Genomic DNA, 21,248 nt, shown 5'->3' on the forward strand with positions numbered 1-21,248 from the left:
CAAGGCGAGATCCGGGGTCGCGCGATCAGGATCGATGACCGAGTGCGTTGCTCGTGGAAACCCAGCTGGATGACGGTTCAAAGCGTGTCGATGCCGTGCGAGTGGGCGATGTACCTCCTGCCTGCCGCCGATGAGCCCCGGGAAGAAGCGCCGATGCAGGCGGTGATCGTTGACGCCGGGAATACCCGTGTGGCTTTCGCCGCCTGGACGGCCGCGGACAACTGCCCGCGCCGCGAGGCCGGGGGCTGGCGGCCAGCGCCCCGATTGCGCCGCCTCGGGGAACTGGCGACGCCCGGCAACGAGCCTGAAGGCGAATCCTTCCTGGCGGCATCGCTGGCGATCCTGGCTGCAACCGCGGATCTCCCTGTGTTCCTGGTCTCGGTTGTGCCGCGGGTCGACGAGCTCTTGTCGATCGGCGTCCCGGACCTGGTCAAACTGGACCACACGGCAAAGCTGCCGTACCGGCACCGTCTTGCCGAACCGGGGGCCACGGGTGCCGACCGTTTGAGCAATGTGGCGGCGGCGGTGGCTGCCGGGCTCACCGACGCCCTCATTGTCGACGTCGGCACGGCCACAACGGTCGATGTCCTGAGTGGAGGCGTTTTCGAGGGCGGGGTGATCGCGCCGGGCATGGCGTTCGCCCTGCAGCAGATCGGCGCGCGGGCGGCCCGCTTGCGCCAGGTTCCGTTCACCGAGGTGCCCCTCGTGGCCGGGACCGACACGGCTTCGGCCATGGCCGCCGGGGCCTTTCACGCCGGAATCGGCGGGGTCGAGAACCTGATCACGGGCTTGCAGTCCGCCCATGGATCCCGGGAAGTCGTTGTCACCGGGGGACTCAGCAGGTTCCTGGCTGCCCCCGGGCGCTTTGTCGACACCGACTGGACTCTGCGCGGTGCCGCGGTCCTGGCCGGACTGATCTGATAATTCCCGATTGTTTCCCGTTAAGCCTTTACGCACCCACCCGATAAACGGGCGGTCAGCCTCTTTGAAGGGCGGGCGCATGCGAGCGCCCTGTCCCGGCGGCTATCCGCGAAAGGCCTGGTTCCCATGGATCTGGACGATCGTGAACTGTTGGCGGAACTCGTTGTCGAGTCGCAGGACCACCTCAGCACCCTGGAGCCCGATCTGCTGGCGCTCGAGAAGGGGGCCTCGCCGGAAGAGGCACTGGAGCTGGTCAACCGCATCTTCCGCGGCATCCACAGCATCAAGGGTGGGTGCGGCTTCCTCGGCATCACGGCAGTGCAGAACCTGGCGCACGCCATGGAGAGCGTCCTCATGAAGGTGCGCTCGCGTCGCCTCGAAGTGACTCAGGTCATGGTGGACGTGCTCCTGGACGGCACCGACCGGGTCCGGGAGATGCTCTCCGATGTCTCGCGTTCCGGGGAAGTGGACGCCACCGACATCTACCGGCGCCTCGAACCGTTCCTGGCCGCCGACGAGGCGGGTGTCGCAGTCGCCGCGACCATGCCGGCGGCGTCGGCACCCGACGCGCCCGCGCCCGTCGCCGAACAGGGGCGCCACGGCTACATCCCGCTCAACACGCGGGTGCCCGCCGCACGTGAAATCGACATGGATGATCCCGGCACGGAGACTATGCAGCCGCTCAGCGAGGCGATCGAGGCGGTTGTCGTTGCACCGCGAAAGGGCGACGACGGACCGGAAGCCGCCGAAACCGGCGCCGCCGGCACCGCGGGACCGTCCGCGCAGCGCAACAGTGCGCCGGACGTGCTGCGCGTGAAGGTCGACCTGCTCAACCGGCTGATGAACCTGGCGGGCGAACTGGTGCTCGCGCGCAACCAGCTGCTGCAGGCACTGGACCGCAAGTTCAGCGAGACGGCAGCCGGCGAGGCGATCTTCACCGCGACGCACAAGGCGCTCGACGATGCCCGTCTGGTCCTTCTCGATATCGTGAAGGAACGGCGCGAGGGTGCGGGCGAAGAGGACGCGCGAATGCGCTGCGAACAGGTGGACCGTGCGCTGGGTGACCTGGGCAACCGCATCACCCAGGCGCTGCCTGGCCGCCTCAGCGAACTGCCCGGCATGAACGCGACGATGGTCAACCTTGACGCGGTAACGACCAATCTGCAGGAAAACATCATGCGCACGCGCATGCAGTCGATCGAGGCGCTCTTCGGCAAGCTCCCGCGCCAGGTGCGCCAGCTGGCCAAGCAGACCGGCAAGGAGATCGACCTGGTCGTCACGGGCAACGAGGTGGAGCTGGACAAGTCCATCGTCGAGGCTCTTTCGGACCCGCTGAACCACCTGATCCGCAACTCGCTCGACCACGGCTTCGAGGCGCCCCTGGCGCGGGAGGGAGCCGGCAAGCCGCGAGGCGCCTGGATGTCAGGCGTTCCACACGGGCGGGCAAGTCAACATCGAGATCAGGACGACGGGCGCAGGATCGATCCGCAGCGGATCAGGGCCAAGGCGGTGGAAAAGGGGATCATCACGGCGGAGCAGGCGGCGCGTCTGGACGATCGCGAGGCGGTGCTGCTTGTCTTCGCACCAGGGTTCTCGACCGCCGAGAAGGTCAGCGACATCTCGGGCCGCGGCGTCGGCATGGATGTCGTCCGCACGAACATCGAGAGCCTCGGCGGCAGCATCGAGATCGACAGCCAGGTCGGCATCGGCACGCGCACACGCCTGAAGCTGCCGTTGACCCTGGCCATCATCCCCTCGCTGCTCGTGCGCGCGTGTGGACGCCGCTTTGCGGTGCCGCAGGTAAGCCTGGACGAGCTCGTGCGCCTGCGGCGTGGTCGCGACGACCAGAAGATCGAGCACGTGCAGGGCGCCGAGGTCATGCGGCTGCGGGGGCACCTGTTGCCGCTGGTGCGGCTGTCCACCCTGCTTGGGATCGATCCCAAAGTCGGTGCGACCGAACGCGCGGCCACCTATGTGGCGGTGCTCAAGATGGGCGAGAACCGGTACGGGCTCATTGTCGACGAGGTGCTGGACAGCGAGGAGATCGTCGTCAAGCAGCTGCCGGGCTCCCTGAAGGACTCCCGTTGCTATGCGGGGGCGACCATCATGGGCGACGGTTCGGTGGCGATGATCCTCGACGTTCTCGGCATTGCCGACGTCGCCGGGCTGCGATTCACCGACCTGGCCAAGGCGGCCCAGGCGGACGAACACACCGACAGCTACCTGGATCGCACCGAGAGCCAGACCCTGCTGCTGTTCCGCAACGCGCCCGAGGGTGAGCGCTTCGCGCTGAACCTGGCCCTGATCTCACGTATCGAGAAGGTCGCACTCGAGGACATCCAGCGGGTCGGCGGCAAGGAGTACCTGCGGTTCCAGGAAGGATCGCTGCGGCTCCTGCGCCTGCATGACTTCCTGCCGGTGCCCGGGCCTGCCGAGGAGCCGCGCGAGGTCTATGTCATCATACCCAAGCTGGTCAAGCACCCGCTCGGGATCATCGCCTGGGAGTGTGACGACGTCGTCTCCGCCCGTGTGGAGGTCGACCGCGACAATGTTCGCGGCACCGGCATCCTGGGCTCGGGCATGATTGACGGCAACCTTACGGTCTTCCTGGACATCTACGGCCTGTTCGAGGCCGCCGAGCCCGACATCTACAAGGCCGACGAACGCCGGGCGGCAACGGTCGACAAGGCGCGGATCCTCCTCGCGGAGGACACCTCGTTCTTCCGGGCGGTCGAGAAGAAGTACATCGAGGCGCTCGGGGCCACGGTCACCGCCGTGAAGGACGGCCGCGAGGCGTGGCGACTGCTGAACGAGACGCCGGATGCCTTCGACATGGTGGTGACCGACATCGAGATGCCGCTCATGGACGGTCTGGAACTGACGCGTCATATCCGCGCCTCGTCCCGGCACGCGGGACTCCCGATCGTGGCCCTGACCTCGCTGGGATCGAACGAGAATCGCGAGGCCGGACTGGCAGCCGGCATCACGGCCTATGAAGTGAAGCTGGACAAGGACCGGTTGGCGGCGACGATCCGCCAGGTACTGGAAGAGGTGCATTCCCATGCGTGAGCCGCACTATGTGTCGTTCGTGATGGACCGCCACCTGCTGGGGATCGACATCCTGCTCGTGCGCGAGATCATCCGGAATGTCGACTTCACGCCGGTCGCCAAGGCGCCCGCGGCCGTGCGTGGCCTGCTCAATCTGCGCGGCCAGATCATCACGGTGCTCGACCTCGGCCCGGCGCTCGGCCTGCCGCTGCGCGAGATCGGCCCCGACTCCCGTTGCCTGATACTGAAGTCGCCCGAAGAGACGGCGCACCTGCTGGCGGCTGGACTCGTCGACGAGGAACCGGTCGGTGAAGCCGTCGGCCTGCTGGTCGACGCCATCAGCGACGTGATCCGGCCGGGCGAACAGGGCGTGGATCCGCCGCCGGCCAATGCCAACGGCATCGACTCCGACCACCTGCGCGGGGTCGTGCGACTCGAGGACCGGCTCCTGCTGGTCCTGGGACTGAAGCGACTGCTCGAAGAGGGGCTGGGCCACAGGGGCCTGGCCGCGAGAAGCTGAACCTGAGGCCGACCAATCGGCCCGACATGCCGGGTTTCCGATCGGGAAAGGATTCGTCATGTTCCTGTCCAAGTTGTCGATCCGCGCGAAAGTGACGCTGGCCAGCGTGCTGCTGCCGACGGCGCTGTTCACGGTGTTGACCATCACCTGGGCGCGAGACGAGCGCCGTGCCGTCAACGAGCAGTACGTGGACAAGGCGCGCGCGGTGGTCTACGGCGCTGAAGGTGCGCGTGACTACATGGAGCAGAGCTGGAAGAGCGGGGCATTCGACGCCGCCATGCTCCGTCGCTGGCATGATGAAGGCCAGGCGGATCGTGCCATCAATGCCGTGCCCATCGTCGCCGGCTGGCGGACGGCCATGGCCCATGCGGAAGAAGGCGATTACCAGTTCAAGGTGCCCAAGTTCTCGCCGCGGAATCCGGAGAACGAGCCCGATGCGACGGAGGCGCGCGCCCTGCGGTTCCTGGAGAAGGAGCGCCAGTCGGAGTACTGGGAGATCGACCACGAGACGAACAAGCTGCGCTACTTCCGCCCGATCGTCTTGACGGAGAACTGCCTGCTTTGCCACGGCGACCCGGCGACCAGCCGAATGGTCTGGGGCACGAACGACGGTACGGATATCACGGGTGCCCGCATGGAAGGCTGGAAGGTGGGCGAAGTCCACGGCGCCTTTGAGGTCCTGCAGTCCCTGGACGCCGCCGACGCGGCGTTCCGGGCCGGCGTGGCCCGCATGGTGGTCTTCGTGGTTGTGGGGCTGGCGGCGCTGGCGCTGCTGTTGCAGTGGACGCTGCAGCGCATCCTGATCCGGCCGCTGCAGGAGAGCGTCAAGTTCGCCGACGGGCTGGCGGCCGGTGATCTCGGTACGCGGGTGGCGCACGCCGATCGCCAGGACGAGATCGGCCGGCTCAGCCGTTCGCTCAACGCGATGGCCGACAGCCTGCGCACGCTGATCTCGGATATGAGGTCCGGCAGCCAGACATTGAAGGAGTCGAGCGGCAGTCTCGGTTCGCAGAGCGACAAGCTGGCCTCCGACTCGGAGTCGATGACCGACGTGGCCAACACCGTCAGTTCCGCGGGTGAGGAGCTCTCTTCGAGCATCGCCGGCATCGCCAGCAGCGCCGAGGACATGTCGAACATGCTCAACACGGTGGCCGCCAGCATCGAGGAAATGACGGCCTCCATCACCGAAGTGGCCAAGAACAGCGTGCGCAGCGCGGACATCGCCGACAACGCGAACCGCCAGAGCAAGTCCACGGTCGAGATCATGGGGCAGCTGAAGGCGGCCAGCGAGAAGATCGGTCGGGTGCTCGAGGTCATCTCCGACATCGCCGACCAGACCAACCTGCTGGCGCTGAACGCGACCATCGAGGCCGCCAGCGCCGGCGATGCCGGCAAGGGCTTTGCCGTGGTTGCCAACGAGGTCAAGGAACTCGCCCGGCAGACCACGCAGGCCACCGAGGAGATCAACCGCGAGATCGACGACATGCGGCAGCGCACGACCGCCGCCGTGTCGGCCGTCGAGAGCATCAGCAAGGTTATCGGCGAGGTCAACGAGATCTCGACCTCGATCGCCGGCGCCGTGGAGGAGCAGTCGGCCACCCTGAACGAGATCGCCAAGAGCGGTGGCGTGGCCAACCAGGCGGCGCAGGAGATCTCGCGCCGGGTCAACGAGGGTGCCAAGGGCACCCAGGAGATCTCGCGGACGATCCAGGCCGTGCGCGAGGGCGTGCACGAGACGGACAAGGGCATCCAGGCGACGCGCCGGAATGCCGCCGAGCTTTCTAACCTGTCCGAGCGGATGGACGAGCTGGTTTCGCGGTTCACGCTGTAGGCGCGCCGCCGGCGCAAGGAAAGGACGACTGGAATATGGGACTGCGGGCGCTGGTGATCGAGGACAGCCTGGTCTTCCAGAAGATCATGGCCGAGGTCCTGCGAAGCCTGCCGGGTGTCGAGGCTGTCGACCTGGCCGGGAACGGCGCCGACGGCCTGGCTGCGGCAGCGCGCCAGACCCCCGACGTGGTGTTCCTCGACCTGCACCTGCCGGACATGGACGGGCTGACTGTTCTGGACCGGATGAAGGCGCGCTGGCCCCGCTTGCGAGTGGTGGTGGTGAGCGGCCTGACCATCGAGGGTGCCGACCTGACGATCACGGCGTTGTCCCGGGGTGCGCAGCAATTCGTGCGCAAGCCGTCCGGCAGCGGCTTCCAGCAATCGGTGGCAATGCTGAAGGCCGAGCTGGAGCCGGTCGTGAACACGGTGCGTTCGCAGCTCGGCGTGGCGGTGGCCGCCGGCAGGCCGGCGCTGCGACCGGCAGCACCGCCGCCGCCGGGAGTGGAGGTGCGGGCGGCGCGCAGCACGCGTCCGCACGCCGCCGGATTCTGGGTCACGGCAATCGCGGTCTCGACGGGCGGCCCCGAAGCCCTGTCGCGGGTGATTCCCCGCCTGCCCGCCGGGTACCCGGTGCCGGTCGTGGTGGTTCAGCACATGCCGCCGGTGTTCACGCTCTCGCTGGCCCGCAGCCTCGACGCGAAGTCGGCGCTGACGGTCGTCGAAGCGGCCGAAGGTGACGTCCTGGTGGCCGGTAAGGTGTACATCGCGCCGGGCGGGCGTCACCTCGCGGTGGTCCGGGAAGGCGCGCAGGCTGTCGTCCGGTTGAACGACGACGCGCCGGAACAGAGCGTGCGTCCCGCCGCCGACGTGATGCTGCGTTCGCTGGCCCGCATCAACGGCACGCAGCGCGTGCTGACGGCCGTCATGACCGGCATGGGCGAGGACGGATTGGCCGGCGTGCGGCTCGTGAAAGCGGCCGGCGGCTGGTGCGTGACGCAGAGCGAGGGCTCCTGCGTCGTGTACGGGATGCCGCGGGCGGTGGACGTCGCCGGCCTCAGCGACGAAACGGTGGCGCTCGACGACCTGGCGAGCCGCTTGACGACATTGGCCGGCTGCGGCCGCGCATCGAAGGTCTGAGGCTGGAGTGCGGGAGGGACGGCGTGGGCGCCGTCGCTGGGAACTGTGACGGGGAGACACCATGGCCACGGCGATCACGACACGGGAATTCGACCGCATTCGCGAATTCCTGCAGCGGGAAACCTCGATCAGCCTGACCGACGACAAGGCCTACCTGGTCGAGACCCGGCTGTCCGAGATCATGAAGGCGCACGGGCTGCCCGACTACGGTGCGCTGTCGATGGCCCTGCAGGCCAACCTGCCGCGCGGCCTGCGCGACCTGGTGATCGACGCCATGACCACCAACGAGACGCTCTGGTTCCGCGACGTCGCCCCCTTCGACGCCTTCCGCGACCACCTCCTGCCGGCCTGGGCGGGGGAGATCGCGGCCGGCAAGCGCCAGAAGGTCCGCATCTGGTCAGCCGCCTGTTCGACCGGCCAGGAGCCATATTCGCTGTCGATGCTGTACCACGAGGCTTCGCGCCGCTTCCCGTCGTTGCGCCCCGAAAACCTCGATATCCTGGCCACGGACCTTTCCGATTCCTCGCTGGCCACCGCCCGGGCGGGCAACTATGGCGGCATGGCCATCCAGCGCGGCCTTCCCGACAGCTACCTCGAGCGCTATTTCACGCCTGGCGCCGACGGCCGCCACGAAGTCCGGCGCGAGATCCGCGACCGTGTCGTGTTCCGCAAGTTCAACCTGCGCGACTCGTTCGTCATGATGGGCTCGTTCGATATCATCCTCACGCGCTATGTCCTCATCTACTTCCAGGACGACTTCAAGCGCGAGGTCCTGCGCAAGGTCCACGGCGCCCTCGACAAGAGCGGGGTCCTCTTCCTGGGCTCGAGCGAGAGCCTGCCGGAGAACGTGCCGGGCTACGCCATGGTGCGGCGCGCCCGGGCCACCTGGTACCAGAAGGTCGAAGCCGGCGCCGGCAAGGCGGCCCAGCCCGCCCCGGCGCGCCCGGCGACACCCCCCGTGGCGACGGCGCCGCTTCCGCCCGCTGCGCCGCAGGGCAGGGCTCCCGAATCCGGCGCCGCGCCGGCCGGCACGTCCGTGGACCTGAACGCGGTGATGCAGCGTCTCAAGGACATGAACGCTAAATACGACAAATAGTTATGCCGATTTCGATTGTCGGCGCCTGGACGGGCCTGCCAGTCTGTCGGTGATCGACATGTCATTTTGGCAGATCTGCCGCACTAATGCATTTTTCCGCTGCAATCACCCCGAAAGCCCTTGCTGCTTTCCCCCTCGTCGGTATATTGCGGGCAATTAGCACTCGAAGTGCGAGACTGCCAATCAGAGTTCCGGCGGTTTCGACCCGAGCAGACCATCGCAGGGAGGAACCAAGCATGGCCATGAACATCAAGCCGCTGGCCGACCGTGTCATCGTCAAGCCGGCCGAGAAGGAAACGATGAAGGGCGGCATCATCATTCCGGACACCGCCAAGGAAAAGCCCATGCAGGGCACGATCGTCGCGGTCGGCCCCGGCCAGATCAGCGACAGCGGCGAGCGCGTGACGCCCGAAGTCAAGAAGGGCGACACCGTGCTGTACGGGAAGTACTCCGGCACCGAAGTCAACGTCGACGGCGTCGACTACCTGATCCTGCGCGAGAGCGACGTCCTGGCCATCCTCGGCTAGTGACCCACCGGTAACCACACTCCGGGGCGGACAAGCCGCCGACCGGTCCCTGATCAAGGAGAGGCAAACATGGCCAAGTTGATTCATCACAGCGACAGTGCCCGCGATGCGCTCAAGCGCGGCGTCGATGCGCTGGCCAACACCGTCAAGATCACGCTCGGGCCCCGCGGCCGGAATGTCATCCTCGACAAGAAGTTCGGCGCGCCCATCGTCACCAACGACGGCGTGACCATCGCCCGCGAGATCGAACTGAAGGACCCGTTCGAGAACATGGGCGCCCAGATGGTCAAGGAAGTCGCCAGCAAGACCAACGACGTGGCCGGCGACGGCACCACGACGGCGACGATCCTGGCCCAGTCGATGATCCACGAGGGCCTGCGCAACCTGGCCGCCGGCGCCAACCCGATGTACGTCAAGAAGGGCATCGAGGCCGCCACCGCCGCCGCCGTCGAGGCGCTGCTCAAGCAGGCCAAGCCGGTGAAGGACAGCGCCACGATCGCCAATGTCGCCGCCATCAGCGCGAACAACGACAAGGCGATCGGCGCCATGATCGCCGAGGCGATGGAGAAGGTCGGCAAGGACGGCGTCATCACGGTGGAAGAGGCCAAGGGCACCGAGATGGAGCTGGACGTGGTCGAGGGCATGCAGTTCGACCGCGGCTACCAGAGCCCGTACTTCATCACCAATGCCGACCAGATGCGCGTCGAGCTGGACAACCCGTTCGTGCTCATCTACGACAAGAAGATCAGCAACATGAAGGACATGCTGCCGGTCCTGGAGAAGGTCGCGCAGATCGGCCGCCCGATGCTGATCATCTGCGAAGAGGTCGAGGGCGAGGCCCTGGCCACGCTGGTGGTCAACAAGCTGCGCGGCACGCTGCAGATCGCGGCCGTGAAGGCGCCCGGCTTCGGCGACCGCCGCAAGGCCATGCTCGAGGACATCGCCGTGCTGACCGGCGGCCGCCTCATGTCCGAGGATGCCGGCCTGAAGCTGGAGAACACGACGACGGCCGACCTGGGCCAGTGCTCGAAGATCACCTGTGACAAGGACAACACGACGATCGTGGGCGGCAAGGGCAAGGCTGCCGACGTCAAGGCCCGGATCGCCCAGATCCGCGCCCAGATCGAGGACACGACCAGCGACTACGACCGGGAGAAGCTGCAGGAGCGCCTGGCCAAGCTGGCCGGCGGCGTCGCGGTCATCCGCGTCGGCGCCACGACCGAGGTCGAGATGAAGGAGAAGAAGCACCGGGTGGAGGACGCGCTGAGCGCGACCCGCGCCGCGGTGGAAGAGGGCATCGTCTGCGGCGGCGGCGTGGCGCTGCTGAAGACCGCGAAGGCGATTGCCGCCCTCGAGCTGACCGGCGAGATGGCCGTCGGCCGCGACATCGTGATGCGCGCGGTCGAGGAGCCCCTGCGGATGATCGCGACCAACGCGGGCATCGAGGGTTCGCTGGTCGTCGCGCGCCTGCGCGACGAGAAGAAGCCGAACGTGGGCTTCAACGCCGCGACGATGGAATACGAGGACCTCATGGAGGCCGGTATCATCGACCCGGCGAAGGTGACCCGCAGCGCGTTGCAGAACGCCGCTTCGATCGCGGCCATGCTGCTGACGACCGAGGCCTGCGTCACCGACGAGCCCGAGAAGGACAAGGGCGGCGGCATGCCCGGCGGCATGGGCGGCATGGGCGGCATGGACGGGATGATGTAGTCGTCCTCCTTCCCGCGTGAAGTCCCGTCACCCCGCGTGACGGGAGAAGCGAGCCCCTTCCGGCAATGGCCGGGAGGGGCTTTCGCCTGCCTGCCGACGGCGGTCAGAGCTTTGACGCCGGCGCCGGCACGGGCTACACTGCGCGGATGCACATCCTCCACCTGGGCAAGTACTACGCGCCGTACCGCGGCGGCATGGAGACCATCCTGCAGGCGATGGCCGAGGGCCTGCTTGACGAGGGCTGCGACGTCACGCTCGTGGTCTCGGCCGAGGGGCCGCGCAGCCTGGTTGAGACCGTCCGTGGACCGGGCTCGGGAAGGGAAGGCCGCCTGCTGCGGGTGGCGCGGCTGGGGCTGGTCAATTCACAACCGATCAACCCTTCCCTCGCCGGCGACCTGCGACGCGAGCTGGCGCGCCGGAGGCCGGACATCCTGCACGTACACCTGCCGAACCCGCTGGCGGCGGCAACGTGCCTGGCCCTGCGGCGCGACCCGTCGGTCGCGAAAGTGCCGCTGGCCGTCTGGTACCACGCCGACATCACGCGACAGCGCCTGGGGGCGCGGCTCGTGGCGCCGGTGGTGACGGCCTGCCTGCGCGAGGCGGACGGCATCTGCGTCTCGTCGGCAGCCCTGCGTGACGGTTCACCGGTACTGGCGGCGTGGCGCGACAAGATCTCGGTGGTGCCGTTCGGCATCGAGGCGTTGCCGTGGCGCGATGTGGCCGCGCGGCGGGACGGCCCGCTGCTCTTCGTCGGGCGACTGGTGGGCTACAAGGGCGTCGCCGTGCTCCTGGAAGCGCTGGCGCGTGTGCCCGGGGCGCGTCTCGACATTGTCGGCGAGGGCCCGCTGGAAGCGGAACTGCGTGGACTGGCGGGCCGCCTCGGGCTCGACGGTCGCGTGCGCTTCCTCGGCGAGATGGACGGCTCGCGAATCGCCCAGCAACTGGCGGGCGCCCGCGCTCTCGTCCTGCCGAGCATCGACCGCAGCGAGGCGTTCGGCCTCGTCCAGCTCGAAGCGATGGCGGCGGGCGTGGCCGTGATCTGCAGCGACCTGCCGACCGGTGTGCGCGAAGTGGGGCTGCCGGGGCGCACCTGCCTGCAGGTGGCGCCGGGGGACATCGACGCGCTGGCCGGTGCGATTGCCGACATCTGCGCCGCCGGCGATCTTGCTGACAGACTCGGTGAAGCCGGCCGCGCCCGTTTCGACGAGCATTTCACGCGGGAGGCGATGATCGGTCGCCTCCTGGCGTGGTACCGCCGGTTGGCGGCCGACACGAACGGCGGGGCGTCCTGATGCGGTATTCGTTCCTCGACCCCTGGCACGTGTTCCTGCCACGCGAAGCTGGACATGTCGTTGCCCTCTGCGGATCCGGCGGCAAGACATCCCTGCTGATGGAGATTGCCCGCCTGTGGGCCGCGGAGGGCCTGCCTGTCGTGGCGACGACGACAACGCGTACCGAACAGCTCGCCGATGTCCTGGCGGTCGATTCGGCGGCGACGGCGGCAGCGGCAAGAACGGCACCGGTCGTCTACCGCCACGGAGGCGTGCGCGCAGACGGCAAGTGGGAAGGCATTGCCGCGGCGGACGTCGATGCCCTCGACAGCGAACTGCCCGGACGCCTCGTCGTTGTCGAGGTCGACGGTGCGGCGAAGCGGCCGTTCAAGTACTACCGCGCCGGTGAGCCGGTCTGGCCGCAGCGGACATCGCTGGCGCTGGTGGTCATGGGTGTGGGTGGCGTCGGCGACCTGGCCGGCGAGGTTGTGCACCGCCTCGGGCGCGAAGACGTCACCGATCCGGTCGGCGTTGCCGCCGGTGACGTCTGGCAGTGGGACCAGGCCTACACGCTGCTCACCGGGCCCGGCGGCTATCTCGACCAGGTGCCAGAGGGCGTGCCGGTGGTGCTGGTGCTGGCCGGACTCGAGGACCAGCCCGACAGCATCGGCCTGTTCGGGTTTACCGGGCGTGCGATGGAGCACCCGCGGGTGCCGCTGGTGCTCTTCTGCAGTCGCGGTGAAGGCGGCCTCTCGCTGCGGGCCGCGTGCCGGATCGAGGGCGAGGACGAGGACGAGGAAGAGGACGCCGACGACGGCGCCGTTCATCCAGGCGACGATCATGACCGGGGCTGACGTTGACGCCGTCGCACGGTGCGATGTCGCGGTCATCATGTGCCGCGGGTCCAGCCGCCGGTTCGGCTCCCCGAAAGCCCTCGCCTGCGTGGGCAACGACCCGCAGCCCCTGCTCCGGCGCGTTGTCGATCGCTTCACCGGCCGCTTCGCCGGCGGCATCATCGTCATCACCACCGGGGACCTTGAAGCCCGGTGTCGCAGTGCCCTGGAGGGCGTGCCGGACGTGGTCGTGGTTGCCGGACCGGCCGGAGGCGACACGGCGCTCACACTGGCTTTGGCGTGGGAGCACCTGACTGCCCGGGCGCCGACCTGCACGCATGTCTGGGCGCATCCTGTCGATGTGCCGGATATCTCGGCGAAAACGCTCGTGCAGCTTGCCGGCGTGTCGGAGTCGCGGCCGGAACGGGCCGTGCGCCCGACCTGGTCCGGTACGCCCGGTCATCCGCTGGTCCTGCCGGTGGCGACACTGGGCCTGCTCGCGCCGGAAGCCAGGACCTGGACCGGGCCCTGGCGCGCATTGATGGAGCAGGCGGTGGCGGAGGGGCGCATTTCCGCCCCGGTGCTGGTCGCCGTGGCGGACCCCGGCGTGGTCCACGATCATGACGAACCTGGTGCAACGGGCGGCGCCGCCGCCTCTGGAGGCCGGAACGATGACACCTGATCCCTGGCGCACGCCGTGCGAAGGCGACGTTCTGCTTGAACTGGGCGCCATGGTCCATGAGCAGCGCGCCGGCGTGCTGGCTACGGTCGTGCGCACCGAGCGGTCGACGCCGCGGCAGCCCGGCGCGAAGATGATCATCCATCCCGACGGCAGGCTGACGGGCAGCATCGGCGGCGGTGCCGCGGAGGCCCATGTCGTGGGCTGTGCCGGCGAGGTGGCGGCGGGTGGCGAGTGTCGACTCGTCGCGATCGATCTCGACGGTGGACATGGCGTCTGCGGCGGTCGCATGGAGATCTTCCTGGAACCCGTGCTTCGCGCCGTGCCCTTCGTGTTGGTCGGCGGCGGCCACGTGGGGCGCGCCATGGTCGAGGTCGGCCGCACCCTGCCGTTCCGCTTCCTGCTGGTCGATGACCGCGCGGACATCCTCGAAGGTCTGCCGGACAGTGCCGGCGTCCGCACGGTGGCCTGCGGGCCCGAGGCCTTGGCGGGCCATCTCGTCGGCGCGGCGGGGGGCGCCGTGCTCATCGCCAGCCGCGGCCATGCCCAGGACGCCGACTACCTCGAGGCCCTGCTGAAGGCGGCACCGGGCCTCGGCCGGCCGTTCGTGTTCATCGGCCTGCTCGGAAGCCGCGTCAAGACGGCTGTCACGCTCAAGGAACTGGAGCGGCGCGGGGTGGCGGCACCGTCCCTGGGGCGCGTGCGGGCGCCGGTGGGACTGGATCTGGGCGACGAGACGCCCGCCGAGATCGCACTGGCGGTCCTGGCCGAGGCACTGGCCGTGGTGCGCGGTCGCGCGTTCCTGAAGGACGAGGCCGGACGTGAACTCGGTCTACGGCTGAGGAGCCGGCGCACGTGAACCCGGCCGCGGGCATCTGGATCCAGGGCGCCGGCGAGATGGCTTCGGCCGTGGCCGTGGTACTCGTCCGCGCGGGCTATCGCGTGGTCATGGCGGAGTTGCCACGTCCGCTGGCTGTGCGGCGGCTGGTCTGCTTCTGCGAAGCGGTGTACGCCGGTCACGCCACGGTCGAAGGGATCCCCGCGGAGATGGCGAGCGCGGCGGGGCTCGTCTTTCGCGAGCGGGTGGTCGGGGTCGCGGTCGACCCCGGGGCGTCCGCGCTGCGGCGCCTGGCACCGCGGGCCGTGGTCGACGCGCGACTGACCAAGCGTCCCCCGGTTGCGCTCCCGCACGCGCCGGCGCCGTTGATCGGACTCGGACCCGGCTTCACCTGCGGCGTCGATGCCGACCTGGTGATCGAAACCCACCGGGCAGCGGGCCCCGGGACCGTCATCAGTGTCGGTGGGGCCGCTCCCGACACCGGCGTGCCCGGGGTCATCGCCGGGCACACCACGGCCAGGGTGCTGCGCGCGCCCGCCGCCGGTCACCTGCGGCCCTGCTGCGTCATCGGCGACCTGGTCGCTGCCGGGCAGACGGTCGGCACGGTTGCCGGCCTGCCGGTCATCTCGCAGCTCGACGGGCTCCTCAGGGGCCTCATCCACGAGCAGGCGGAACTTTACGCCGGGCTGAAGGTTGGCGATGTGGATCCCCGGGGTGGTGCCACCGATCCCCGCGTGGTCACCGACAAGGGACTGGCGATCGGCGACGGGGTGCTGCGGGCGCTGGGTCGGCTTGGTGTCGCCGCCGGTTGACGGGCCGGGGACGTGGATTGACAGCCCCGGGGCCCGATGGTTATGTAAGGAGTGGCCCCGGCCACGCGACCGGGCCGTTTCTGTTACACGGGCGGCGCCGCGAGGCCGTTGCCGCACTGCTCCCCCTGCTGGAGGTAAACACGTGGTTCGGATGCGCAGGATTCTCGAAGGCGGACGGGCGTTGACCGGGGCGCTGGCCCTGGCCCTGGTTCTGGGCGGCGGCGCGGCCCTGGCCGAGTGCCAGCCGGGCCAGTTGCAGGAAGCCAACCTCGCCTACCAGTCGGCCAAGGAGTTCCTCGACGCTCAGAGCTGGGACCAGGCGCTGGCGCGCCTACAGTCCATCGTGGGCGTCTGCCCGGAGCATGTCGAGGCAACGCGCGGCATCGGCACGGCGCTGATGGGCAAGCAGCAGTTCGCACTGGCGGTGCCTGCTTTCCAGAAGGTGATCCAACTGCGGGGCGAGGACGTCCAGGCTGGTGACTTCAACAACCTGGCCCGTGCATTCGCGCAGCAGAAACTGTACAAGGAAGCACGTGCCGAGTTCATGAAGGCCGAGCAGCTGGCGCCGGATGACTGCGGCCTGCTGTTCAATCTCGCGGCCATGCACGATGCCGCCGGTTTCTCGACACAGGCTGTCGATGTCTGCCAGCGCCTGCTGGACGAGGACTCCTGCGAAAAGGTGCGCGACAAGGTCCTGGTCATGATGGCGAAAGTGGCAGGACGGGCCGGCGAACAGCAGAAGCGTGCCGGCAACGGTGATCGTGCCCAGTACTTCATGGAACTGTCGCAGCAGTACGGCGGCCAGGCCGGCGGCTCGACGACGAACGACCTCATCAAGCAGAAGATGAAGGCCGGGCAGTACGGAGAGGCCGCCACGTTGCTTGAGGGCATCCTGGCGAAGAACGCGGAGCAGCCCAATGCCTGGCTGAACCTGGCGCGCGCCAAGGACCAGCTCGGCGACGACCCCGGCAGCATCACGGCCTACGAACGGTACCTGGCCCTGAAGCCCACCGACACCACCGAGTGGGGTGCCATGCTGCAGGTGATGGTCGAGTCCGGTCGTTGCAGCGACGCGGCCACGCGGTCCGCAGCAGCCTTCGACGAGCACCGCGCCAAGGGCCACCTGGCCGTCGCCCCGATCCTCTTTTCGTGGGGCCTGGCCCTGGAATGCCAGAAGGACTATGACGGCGCCCGGGCCAAGTTCACGCAGTGCGCAGAGAGCGGCAGCGAGCGCTATGCCGCGTCGGCGCGTCGCCAGGTCGAACGTATGGATGGACTCAAGGCCGTGGCCGACGCCGAGCGCAAGAAGGCTGCCGGAGGCCGCTGACCGGGGTGGATGAACGGCCCCTCGTGTGCGATATTACCCCCGCGGGCCCCTTGGCGGCCCGCGGGGTTTTTTTTGCCGCCGAACGGCGGGGAGGTTCCCGTGGGACGACTGCAGAAGCTGCCGCCATACCTGTTTGCCGCCCTCGACGCCGCCAAGCGCCGTGCGCGCGAATCCGGCGTGGCGGTGGTGGACCTGGGCATCGGCGACCCCGACCGGCCGACACCGCCGGAACTGATCCGGGTCATGACCGAGGCCATCGCCGATCCGACCTGCCATCGCTATCCCGCCCAGCGGGGAGACACGGACCTGAAGCGCGCGATCGCCGGGTGGCTGCGGCGCAGGCATGGCGTGGAAGTGGATCCCGTGACGCAGGTGCTGGTGCTGATCGGCAGCAAGGAAGGGCTCGCACACCTGCCCATCACCTGCGTGGAAGAGGGCGACAACACGCTGGTGCCGGACATCGGCTATCCGGTGTATGCACAGTCGACGATCCTGGCAGGTGGCCAGCCGCGCACGTTCCACCTGCGCGCCGAGTCCGGGTTCCTGCCCGACCTCGACGAAGTGGCGTCGCTGATGGACGATCGCACGCGCCTGCTCTTCCTCAACTACCCGAACAACCCGACCGGAGCCACGGCCGATGCCGCGTTCTGGCGACGTGCTGCCGATCTCTGCGCTTCGCGCGGCGTGACCCTGGTGAATGACGCGGCCTACCTGGAGATGTCGCTCGACGGACGCGCGCAGCCGTGCCTGCTGGCGACGGCCGATGCCCGGCGTGAACGCGTGGTCGAATTGCACAGCCTGTCGAAGATGTTCAACATGACCGGCTGGCGTATCGCCTTCGCCGTGGGACACCCCGAGCTGATCGAAGCCCTCGGTCGCGTGAAGGACACGATGGACAGCGGGGTCTTCACGGCCATCCAGCGCACGGCGGCGTTTGCCCTCGGCGCCGACTTCGAGCGCCTGCTGGCCGGTGTCGCGGCGCCCTACGCGGCGCGGCGCGAGAAGCTGGTGGCCACGCTGGGTGCCGCGGGCTACGAGATCTTCCCTGCGAAGGCCACTTTCTATGTCTGGTGCCGCATCCCGACCGGCGAGGAGGCGGCGGCATTCTGCCAGCGGGCCCTGGCCGAGATCGGCGTCGTCATCACCCCGGGCACCGGTTTCGGTTCGGGGGGCGAGGGCTGGTTCCGCCTCAGCCTCACGGCCTCGGAATCGGACCTCGAGGAAGGTGCCCGACGGCTGGCGGGTTGGCGATGAACGACAGCCTTCGCCTTGAGGGCATCGACGTCTACGCCCATCACGGCGCCCACCCGGCCGAACGGGAACTCGGGCAGCGTTTCGTGGTGGATGTCGAGATGCAGGCCGATCTCGAGGCGGCCGCTGCGAGCGATGACCTGGCGCGCGGCATCGACTACGCGGCGGTTCACGGCGTCGTGGTAGCGGCTGCGACCCGTGGTTCGTTCCACCTCATCGAGTCCCTGGCCGGCTGCCTGTGCCGGGAATTGCTTGCTGCGTTCCCTGCTGAACGGGTGCGCGTGACGGTGCGCAAGACACAGCCGCCCATCAGTGGGTTCTTCGGGCACGCCCAGGTCACCCTCGAACGCGACCGGGGCTGGGCCGCCAAGTCGGCGGCGACGGGCCGGGTCGACGCATGAATCCCGCTGCACCGACCGGCGAGCTCGTGTTCCTCGGGCTCGGGAGCAACCAGGGCGATCGGCTGGGCGAACTGCGGCGAGCGGTGGCGGCGCTGGCGGCGCTGCCGCCGGTGGAGGTCATCGCGACCAGCCGGGTCTGGGAAACCGAGCATGTGGGGCCGGACGTCCAGGATCCCTATTTGAATGCCTGTGTCGCCGTGCGCACCGGACTGGCGCCCCTGGCCCTGCTCGACGCCCTGAAGGCGCTCGAGGCGGCGGCAGGCAGGATGCCGGACGGGCATCGGCGACCGCGGCCGATCGATCTCGATATCCTTCTTTACGGCGAGGCGGTGGTCAGCGAAGGTCGGTTGCAGGTACCGCACCCGGAACTGCGGCACCGGGCGTTTGTCCTGGAGCCCCTGGCCGAAATTGCCGGCGAACGGGTTTGCCCCGATTCGGGGGAGACAATCGCCGAGGCATGTGCGAAAATAAGGCGTAAACCCGGGCCGTGGGTGCGGCTGCACGACGGGGGGGACCTGCGGGAGCAGGTCCCGGGGCGCGAACAAGGAGGACCGGGGTGCTGCCCTGGCGCTATATCGTCGTCGAAGGCGTGATCGGGGTCGGTAAGACCAGCCTCACCAAGCTGCTGGCGACACGGCTTGGTGGACGCCTGAACCTCGAGATCGTGGAAGAGAACCCGTTCCTCGCGAAGTTCTACCGTGACCGCGAGGCCTACGCGTTCCAGACACAGATCTTCTTCCTGCTCAGCCGATACCGCCAGCAGCAGGGACTGGGCCAGCAGGACATGTTCAATGCGACGCTGGTCTCGGACTACCTGTTCGCGAAGGACCGCATCTTCGCGAACCTGAACCTGGCCGATGACGAACTGGCCCTCTACGGCCAGTTGGCGACCATCCTCGAGCAGCGCGTGCTGAAGCCGGACCTGGTGATCTACCTGCAGGCACGGACGGAGATGCTGCAACAGCGCATCCGCTGGCGCGGCCGTTCGTTCGAGCAGGACATGGAGCCGCAGTATCTGGAAGCGCTCAACAGCGCATACAGCTACTTTTTCCATCACTACAAGGACGCGCCGCTGCTGGTGGTCAATACCGACAACCTCGATTTCGTCAACGTGCCGGGCGACTTCGAGATGCTCTACGAGCAGCTGGCGGAGCGATTCGTCGGCGCCCGCTACTACGCGCCGGATTCGCGTCCGGCCTGACGCGGCAGGCCGACGCCGCAGGAGAGGCCCATCATGCAGGAACCGCGGCCGGCCCCGAGCCTGGACGTGTTCGCCCGGCGCAAGCGCGAGGGCCAGCCACTGGTCGTGGTCACGGCTTATGACCTCTCGAGCGCGCTCATCGGTGCCGCCGGCGGGGCCGACGCACTCCTGGTGGGCGATTCCCTCGGCATGGTGATGCTGGGGCACGAGAGCACGTTGCCCGTGACCATCGACGACATGGTGCATCATTGCCGGGCCGTGCAACGGGCGCGCCCCGGCGTGCCGGTCATTGCCGACCTTCCGTACGGCACCTTCCATGTCTCGCCGGCCGAGACCGTGCGGGCAGGCCTTCGACTGGTGCAGGAGGCCGGCGTGCATGCGGTCAAGATCGAAGGCGGACGGCAGCGTGCCGAGATGATCGCGGCGCTGCTCGCCGCCGAGATCCCGGTGATGGGCCATCTCGGCCTGACGCCGCAGTCGGTCAATCGGCTCGGCGGCTACCGCGTGCAGGGTCGTGGTGCCGACGCCGAGTCCCGGCTGCTGGAGGACGCCGCGTTCCTGGCGCAGGCCGGCTGTTTCGCGCTGGTGCTCGAGTGCGTGCCGGCGACACTGGCGGCGCGCGTGACGGCCGCATCGCCGATCCCGACGATCGGCATCGGCGCCGGTCCCGGCTGCGACGGCCAGGTCCTCGTCTTCCACGACCTCCTGGGCCTGCTGCCGGGGCAGCCGCCGAAGTTCGTGCGCCGGTATGCCGATCTCGGGCGCCTGGCCACCGAGGCCGTTGCCGCCTACGCCGCGGATGTCCGCCAACGGCAGTTCCCGGGCGCGGAACACAGCTACGGCGGCGGCACGGGCGCCGCGGCGCCGGGTGCAGCGGATTCCACCGGCAGCGAATCGACCGGCCCGGCCTACCCGGGCGGGCGTTCGGCCGGCGGGGAGCCCGCGACATGATCGTCATGCAGGGAGCCGGCGAACTGACCGGCCTGGACGCATTGCGGAGGCCGGGGCCCCTGGTGCTGGTGCCGACGATGGGCGCCCTGCACGAGGGTCACCTGAGCCTGGTGGAGCAGGGCGCTGCACTGGGCACGGTCGTGGTCACCATCTTCGTGAATCCGACCCAGTTCGGCCCCGGCGAGGATTTCGCCGCGTATCCGCGCGACCTGGCCTCCGACCTGGCCCTTCTGGAGGGGACTTCGGCGGCGGCGGTATTCGCGCCGGCCGTGGCCGACATGTACGGGCCGCCGGGCGAAGTCACCGTGCGCGCCGGTCGCCGCGCCGAGGGGCTTTGCGGCGCGTCGCGGCCCGGTCACTTCGACGGTGTGCTGACGGTCGTGGCCAAGCTCTTCGGGATGGTCCGGCCGGATATCGCGATCTTCGGGCGCAAGGACGCACAGCAGTGCCTGGTCATCGAGCAGATGGTTCACGACCTGCGATTGCCGGTGCGCCTGGTCGATGCGCCCACGGTGCGGGAGCCGGACGGGCTGGCGATGTCGTCGCGCAATCGCTACCTCGATCCTGCGCAGCGCGGGCGGGCGACCTGCCTGTCGCGCGCCCTGGCGCGAGGCCGGGCGCTCCTGGCCGAGGGAGTTCGCGAACGCGGCGCGATCGAGGCGGCGATGACCGGCGAACTGGCGGCGAGCGACAGCGTCGACTACGCGGCACTGCGCGTGCTGCCGGAACTGGGGGCGCCCGCCCGGGTGCCGGACGGCCGCGTGGTCCTGGCCATTGCGGCAAAGGTGGGGCCGGCCCGCCTGATCGACAATGTGGCCCTGGAAATCGGGGCCCGTGGAGTGGTCGAAACGAACCTGCTGGGCGGGGAATTCCCCGCCGGCGACTGACAGGGAGC

19 protein-coding genes and 1 pseudogene are annotated in these 21,248 nt (G+C 68.8%); all 20 read left to right on the forward strand.

The features are described 5' to 3' along the window. Positions 1–69 precede the first annotated feature (69 nt). The 20 genes and pseudogenes from IPG61_00005 to IPG61_00100 all read left to right on the forward strand — a co-directional run bounded on the left by IPG61_00005 (position 70) and on the right by IPG61_00100 (position 21,240). Positions 70–921 (forward strand): type III pantothenate kinase, encoded by an 852-nt coding sequence (locus IPG61_00005; protein MBK6732488.1) that lies wholly within the window; start codon positions 70–72, stop codon positions 919–921. A gap of 126 nt (positions 922–1,047) precedes the next feature. Beyond that, entirely contained in the window at positions 1,048–3,990 is a 2,943-nt protein-coding gene (locus IPG61_00010) for a chemotaxis protein CheW (GenBank protein MBK6732489.1), read from the forward strand. Next, positions 3,983–4,489, forward strand: a complete 507-nt coding sequence (locus tag IPG61_00015) for a chemotaxis protein CheW (GenBank protein MBK6732490.1) — start codon at positions 3,983–3,985, stop codon at positions 4,487–4,489. Before IPG61_00010 ends, IPG61_00015 begins: the two co-directional genes overlap by 8 nt. A gap of 58 nt (positions 4,490–4,547) precedes the next feature. Further along, entirely contained in the window at positions 4,548–6,320 is a 1,773-nt protein-coding gene (locus IPG61_00020; protein MBK6732491.1) for a methyl-accepting chemotaxis protein, read from the forward strand. A 35-nt stretch (positions 6,321–6,355) separates the two neighbouring features. Continuing rightward, complete coding sequence (gene cheB, locus IPG61_00025; GenBank protein ID MBK6732492.1) at positions 6,356–7,456, forward strand: chemotaxis-specific protein-glutamate methyltransferase CheB; 1,101 nt, start codon at positions 6,356–6,358, stop codon at positions 7,454–7,456. Positions 7,457–7,517: 61 nt separating this feature from the next. Beyond that, on the forward strand, positions 7,518–8,552 hold the full coding sequence (locus tag IPG61_00030) for a protein-glutamate O-methyltransferase CheR (protein ID MBK6732493.1): 1,035 nt from the start codon (positions 7,518–7,520) through the stop codon (positions 8,550–8,552). Between the two features lie 242 nt (positions 8,553–8,794). Beyond that, the gene (gene groES, locus IPG61_00035; protein ID MBK6732494.1) at positions 8,795–9,079 is read left to right on the forward strand and encodes a co-chaperone GroES; all 285 of its coding nucleotides are present in this window, start codon (positions 8,795–8,797) and stop codon (positions 9,077–9,079) included. Between the two features lie 69 nt (positions 9,080–9,148). Next, the gene (gene groL, locus IPG61_00040; protein ID MBK6732495.1) at positions 9,149–10,789 is read left to right on the forward strand and encodes a chaperonin GroEL; all 1,641 of its coding nucleotides are present in this window, start codon (positions 9,149–9,151) and stop codon (positions 10,787–10,789) included. Between the two features lie 65 nt (positions 10,790–10,854). Next, entirely contained in the window at positions 10,855–12,081 is a 1,227-nt protein-coding gene (locus tag IPG61_00045; GenBank protein MBK6732496.1) for a glycosyltransferase, read from the forward strand. Then, positions 12,081–12,914 carry a putative selenium-dependent hydroxylase accessory protein YqeC gene (gene yqeC / locus IPG61_00050; GenBank protein MBK6732497.1) on the forward strand — a complete coding sequence of 278 codons (834 nt, stop codon included), beginning with the start codon at positions 12,081–12,083 and terminating at the stop codon, positions 12,912–12,914. Before IPG61_00045 ends, yqeC begins: the two co-directional genes overlap by 1 nt. Then, the gene (locus tag IPG61_00055) at positions 12,901–13,575 is read left to right on the forward strand and encodes an NTP transferase domain-containing protein (GenBank protein MBK6732498.1); all 675 of its coding nucleotides are present in this window, start codon (positions 12,901–12,903) and stop codon (positions 13,573–13,575) included. The genes yqeC and IPG61_00055 overlap by 14 nt, the downstream gene beginning before the upstream one ends. Beyond that, entirely contained in the window at positions 13,565–14,431 is an 867-nt protein-coding gene (locus IPG61_00060) for an XdhC family protein (GenBank protein ID MBK6732499.1), read from the forward strand. The genes IPG61_00055 and IPG61_00060 overlap by 11 nt, the downstream gene beginning before the upstream one ends. Beyond that, a complete protein-coding gene (locus IPG61_00065; GenBank protein MBK6732500.1) occupies positions 14,428–15,222 on the forward strand; it encodes an EF2563 family selenium-dependent molybdenum hydroxylase system protein in 795 nt (264 codons plus the stop codon). Before IPG61_00060 ends, IPG61_00065 begins: the two co-directional genes overlap by 4 nt. A gap of 142 nt (positions 15,223–15,364) precedes the next feature. Further along, a complete protein-coding gene (locus IPG61_00070) occupies positions 15,365–16,549 on the forward strand; it encodes a tetratricopeptide repeat protein (GenBank protein ID MBK6732501.1) in 1,185 nt (394 codons plus the stop codon). 99 nt (positions 16,550–16,648) lie between these two features. Next, a complete protein-coding gene (locus tag IPG61_00075; protein MBK6732502.1) occupies positions 16,649–17,803 on the forward strand; it encodes an aminotransferase class I/II-fold pyridoxal phosphate-dependent enzyme in 1,155 nt (384 codons plus the stop codon). Next, entirely contained in the window at positions 17,800–18,201 is a 402-nt protein-coding gene (gene folB / locus IPG61_00080; protein ID MBK6732503.1) for a dihydroneopterin aldolase, read from the forward strand. The genes IPG61_00075 and folB overlap by 4 nt, the downstream gene beginning before the upstream one ends. Then, positions 18,198–18,672 (forward strand): annotated as a pseudogene (folK, locus tag IPG61_00085) (2-amino-4-hydroxy-6-hydroxymethyldihydropteridine diphosphokinase). Before folB ends, folK begins: the two are co-directional and overlap by 4 nt. A gap of 88 nt (positions 18,673–18,760) precedes the next feature. Continuing rightward, positions 18,761–19,402 (forward strand): deoxynucleoside kinase, encoded by a 642-nt coding sequence (locus tag IPG61_00090; protein MBK6732504.1) that lies wholly within the window; start codon positions 18,761–18,763, stop codon positions 19,400–19,402. Between the two features lie 33 nt (positions 19,403–19,435). After that, the gene (gene panB / locus IPG61_00095; protein MBK6732505.1) at positions 19,436–20,353 is read left to right on the forward strand and encodes a 3-methyl-2-oxobutanoate hydroxymethyltransferase; all 918 of its coding nucleotides are present in this window, start codon (positions 19,436–19,438) and stop codon (positions 20,351–20,353) included. Positions 20,354–20,358: 5 nt separating this feature from the next. Then, entirely contained in the window at positions 20,359–21,240 is an 882-nt protein-coding gene (locus tag IPG61_00100; protein MBK6732506.1) for a pantoate--beta-alanine ligase, read from the forward strand. Positions 21,241–21,248: the final 8 nt, after the last annotated feature.

It is taken from the genome of bacterium, from assembly GCA_016703265.1.
In the GTDB taxonomy this organism is placed as follows: domain Bacteria; phylum Krumholzibacteriota; class Krumholzibacteriia; order LZORAL124-64-63; family LZORAL124-64-63; genus CAINDZ01.